The following is a 4,021-nucleotide window of genomic DNA, read 5'->3' on the forward strand; positions in this document are numbered from 1 at the left end:
TCTTCTGCAAACTCAAAGAGTTCAAGCGCATCGCCATGTGCGCCTGCAAAACCGACCACAGCTTCAAAGCATTCATCTACCTCGCAGCAGCCGTCATAAATTCCCGATGAATCCCCACAGACCCTAGCCAATCCGAGCGCCGACAAGAGCCTGATAGCAGCTAACCAGAGCGGGCTGTATGATGCATACTGCAAGCGTATGATGTACGGCCGCTGGGCGATCCTCTTCAGCGACGAGCTTGAGTTCATCGCCGGTGATGGTTTCCTACCCAATTTCCCCGCATCGCGGGACGCCCTCAACTCCGGGCTCAAGCTGGTGCTGCCGATCCTGCCGACGGCGACAATCATTTACATGTCCCCGATGCAATATCCGACCGAGCCGCGGCTCGTGACCCTTCGGCTTAGCGCAAACGAAGTGGAGCAGGTTAACGCAATCACGCAGGTATACGCTAGTAGCTTCCTGTTCTATCGCGACGATAAGCCAGAACTCACTGAAGCATTTCGGTATGGCGAACATCGCCAATTCCAATACCATGGCCATGACTGGCTCGATCCGCTGCTTGACGATCTGTCACAGTACAATCGCTGGGGAAAGGGCGGCGCCGCCAGCATTTCCAGTCGCCGTCCCTACAGCGAGTCGCTCGAAGGCAATCGCTGGCTCGACCGTTTTGCAGGCCGAGATAGCTAGCTCGATTTTTATCCTTGTGGACGCTTGCCTCGTACGCGGCGTGGCATAACGCCTCAATAAAGGTCGTTCTCCGCAAATTCGCTGCCTCGCCTTGGCACACAAATTCTGCGAGCAAATGTCAGCTATACGTCTATATTTGCCCACCGGACAGTCAGCTCACGGCCCAAGATTCGCCGTGGTTCACCGCCTGAATGAACGACCGGTTTTGACCACGAAGCAAGGCGTCGCGAATGACGACTATGTTGGCGGCAGTGGACATGGCGTCGGTGCATGCCGGAAGTGGCGGCTCCCGACCGAAGTCAGTCGTCGAGGTCCGTGCCGACGAGCGTCTGGTATGTGCGGAAGCTGCCATCGGGATTTATCGGAGCGGACGGTCGGTAACGCGCCCCAATCTCGGTCATTAGATTGACCCTGCCGATCCCCTGAAAGCGGACCTCCAATTGCGGGGATTGGAACGACAGGGATGCTGCCTTATGGAATAGTTGGCCGGGTCCCAGTATTCCCCAGCCATGGCCTTTTCAAACCCTCAAGTGTACATGGACGAACTCGCGGCACCGCTCTGCCGTCGCTTCGAGGCGGAGCCGAGCTTCTACGACCTCGCCATTTCAGCTTGCATCGTTTTATACCACTTTGCTGACGTGGTGGCTCACGTCCGGGGTGGTAAGTCGCATGATGTCGCGGAGGAGATTGCGTTGAAGGTACCAGCCTTTCACACGATCCGAGCAATTGCGAACGCGGGCAAGCACGTAGAGCTGACTCGCCATCCAAAGTCCGAGCTGGTGGGGCTACGAGCAGAGCATCTGGTGAGAGGAAATGGGGCGGCGTTCAGCGACGGATCTTACTACTCCGATGGGACGACGCAATCTGGTGCTCGCGAGACTGTCGTCGTGGCAACGCCAGACGGGCAGAAACACGAGTGCTGCACCTCTGCGTTGCGGTTCTGGCGGATCTCTACAAAGAGCGCGACTTTTTTCAGGCGTAGCGCCATTGAAGGCCGCGGTCCGCAGAATACTTTGGCTGACGGTCGTTCAACATTCGGCGTTGATTTTTTTCCACTCCTTCCATTTGCTTGACACAAGTCGGCGGGTCGTCCGTATTGCCGTTCGCTTTCTGTTCCTTTATAGATGTGCCTGCGATCACCGCGCAGCGAAGCAACAGGGTGGGCTTGAGATGAAGCTGAAGCAGTACCGGGTCCGTGAGTTCCGTAGCATCTGGGACACTGGACTGGACTTGTAACGGTTTTGCGCCGGTCACTTATCTTACTATGCCACCTTTGCTTCGAAAGCGCGTGGGCTGATGCCGCCCAGATATGAGTGTCTCCGACGGGTGTTGTAAAACCCGTTGATGTACTGGAAGATGGCAGCGTCAGCCTGACGTCTTGTTGGCCAGCTCTGACGCCAGATCAGTTCCGCCTTCAGCGATTTGAAGAACGTCTCGACGGCGGAGTTGTCGTAACAGTTCCCTTTCCGCTCATTGAAGGCCGCAGGCCATAGGCCTGCAGCTTCTTCTGATAATCATACGAGCAGTATTGGCGGCCGTGATCGGAATGGAAAAGGCAGCCTGGCGGCGGATTGCGGAGGCGCACCGCCATGTCTATCGCCCGGATCGCCAGATCCTTTTTCATCCGATCGCTGACTGCCCAACCCACGACACGGCGGCTATGCAGATCGAGGATGACGGCAAGGTAGAGCCAGCCTTCCTGTGTCCAGAGTGGAGTAGGAAGCGCATGAGCGCTTCCCCTCCCCGAACCGTACGTGCACCTTTCAGCGCATACGGCTCTCCATTCAACCTTGGCCCATGGCCATGGCGACGTCATGATAGCGGGAGGTGACGGTGTTTCGGTGTTCGTCCCTGAAGATGTAGGGGTTTCGCTCCGGGTTCCGCCACCGGAACTGCATCTTCTGGCTGGTGACCAGTCGTCGCAGCGCCTTGCCGACGGCATTGCCTTGATTGCTTCGGCCGTAGATCAGCCACGTCTTTGATTGGCTGATTTCCGGCACGCGGTACCATTTGTGCATCAAGGGCTTGATGCGGGACCGGTACTTCTGCGCCAACCAGTGCGCCATTTTCCAGAACACGACAGTGTCGATGCGCCGGAATGTGCGCGCCGTGAAGTCGGTGAACCTGTAGAACGCGGCCCAACCCGCCAACTGGCGGTTCAGGCTGTCGATCATGGATTTGACGTCCGGCACATGCCGCACCCGAGGGCGACCGCGTCCTGCGACCGGGAAGATCAGTTGTACATCGGCCGGATAGACCTTCTGGTGCCGGGGAATGCCGACAGCCCAGTAGAGGCCGCATGTACTCAGCGCCTGCCGGAACGGTGCGGACAGCCCGTAACCGGCATCGGCCAGCACGCAGCCGAAGCGCACGCCGGCAGCGATGACACGATCAATCTCCTCGATCGCGATCTCGGGCTTGGTGCGATATTCCTGCAAAGGGGCAGGCACGCCCGACTTTTCCATGCGAGTGGCATCGCTCGTCCAGCTTTCCGGCAGGAACAGCCGCAAGCTCAGCATGAGCGGAACTTCGCCCGAGGCCAGTGTCACCGATACCAGCGTCTGACAGTTGGCATTCTTACCGAGCGTCGTGGCATATTGTGGCGCGACGCCAACCGAGGCCTTGCCCTTCTTGGGCAAAGCGGTGTCGTCGATGATAAGCCAGGCTCTATCGCCACCAGCCAATTCATCCGCCTGGCTCCACAAGGTCGCTTCCAGCGGGGCGCTGTCCCACAGGCCGGCTCCGATGAAATGATGCAGCCGGTCATAGGAAATGGCGTCCGAACGGGCCGCCATGGGCTGGATGCTCTTGCGATCACCAGGACCAATCAGACCAGCGATATAGGCCGGGCACATCCGACGCCGCGTCTTGTTCCCCAGCCCCTCCAGATACGCTGCAAGCCACCGCTCCAAATCCGCCTGCCAATCCACATCCATCGCCAGCCTCCACAAAAGCTGGCTCCCTATGAATCACGCATCTCGCGTCAGGGGGAATCCCAAAAATTAAACTTCTGCCAAAGTAGTGCTAACCGGGATCGCCAATACAGGCGTCACCACTCTCAAGTATGCAAATGCCCACGGGCCACGTTTTTTAACGGGGTGTCATGCCACCAATAAGCTATCGGCCGCGACCCTCCTGACGCTTTCATAACACGACCCGTTTCTACCGCACACAGGAGGGCTCAGCCGGGGGCAGTTTTTTAGAATATCCCTCTTGTCTTAAACTTCTCAAGCTCTGGTGCGATACTGGAGCTACTGCTCAGCACGGCATTAATGCCGTGCTGAGCAGGCGGCGGATGGATCGGTTCCCTCTGGGTCTTGAAGGACCGTGGAGG

4 protein-coding genes and 1 pseudogene are annotated in these 4,021 nt (G+C 58.0%); 3 read left to right on the forward strand and 2 right to left on the reverse strand.

Features of this window, described 5'->3' with window-relative positions; translation table 11 throughout:
* The first annotated feature begins 198 nt into the window (after positions 1–198).
* The 3 genes from D6851_RS17375 (at position 199) to D6851_RS17380 (ending at position 1,760) form a co-directional block, all read left to right on the forward strand.
* On the forward strand, positions 199–687 hold the full coding sequence (locus tag D6851_RS17375) for a hypothetical protein (RefSeq protein WP_147395519.1): 489 nt from the start codon (positions 199–201) through the stop codon (positions 685–687).
* 230 nt (positions 688–917) lie between these two features.
* On the forward strand, positions 918–1,091 hold the full coding sequence (locus D6851_RS17860; RefSeq protein ID WP_183030173.1) for a hypothetical protein: 174 nt from the start codon (positions 918–920) through the stop codon (positions 1,089–1,091).
* A gap of 132 nt (positions 1,092–1,223) precedes the next feature.
* Positions 1,224–1,760, forward strand: a complete 537-nt coding sequence (locus tag D6851_RS17380) for a hypothetical protein (RefSeq protein WP_147395520.1) — start codon at positions 1,224–1,226, stop codon at positions 1,758–1,760.
* A 189-nt stretch (positions 1,761–1,949) separates the two neighbouring features.
* Here D6851_RS17380 and D6851_RS17385 read toward each other — a convergent pair.
* Both D6851_RS17385 and D6851_RS17390 read right to left on the reverse strand, forming a co-directional pair.
* Positions 1,950–2,398 (reverse strand): annotated as a pseudogene (locus D6851_RS17385) (IS3 family transposase); the annotation flags it as partial.
* A 73-nt stretch (positions 2,399–2,471) separates the two neighbouring features.
* Positions 2,472–3,623 carry an IS701 family transposase gene (locus D6851_RS17390; RefSeq protein WP_120326097.1) on the reverse strand — a complete coding sequence of 384 codons (1,152 nt, stop codon included), beginning with the start codon at positions 3,621–3,623 and terminating at the stop codon, positions 2,472–2,474.
* Positions 3,624–4,021 lie beyond the last annotated feature (398 nt).

It is taken from the genome of Altericroceibacterium spongiae (genome assembly GCF_003610805.1).
Lineage (GTDB): Bacteria > Pseudomonadota > Alphaproteobacteria > Sphingomonadales > Sphingomonadaceae > Altericroceibacterium > Altericroceibacterium spongiae.

Excerpts from the sequence above, each read along its gene's own strand:
- D6851_RS17390 (WP_120326097.1), bottom strand. The coding sequence starts at position 3,623 with ATGGATGTGGATTGGCAGGCGGATTTGGAGCGGTGGCTTGCAGCGTAT.
- D6851_RS17380 (WP_147395520.1), top strand. The coding sequence starts at position 1,224 with ATGGACGAACTCGCGGCACCGCTCTGCCGTCGCTTCGAGGCGGAGCCG.
- D6851_RS17375 (WP_147395519.1), top strand. The coding sequence starts at position 199 with ATGATGTACGGCCGCTGGGCGATCCTCTTCAGCGACGAGCTTGAGTTC.
- D6851_RS17860 (WP_183030173.1), top strand. The coding sequence starts at position 918 with ATGACGACTATGTTGGCGGCAGTGGACATGGCGTCGGTGCATGCCGGA.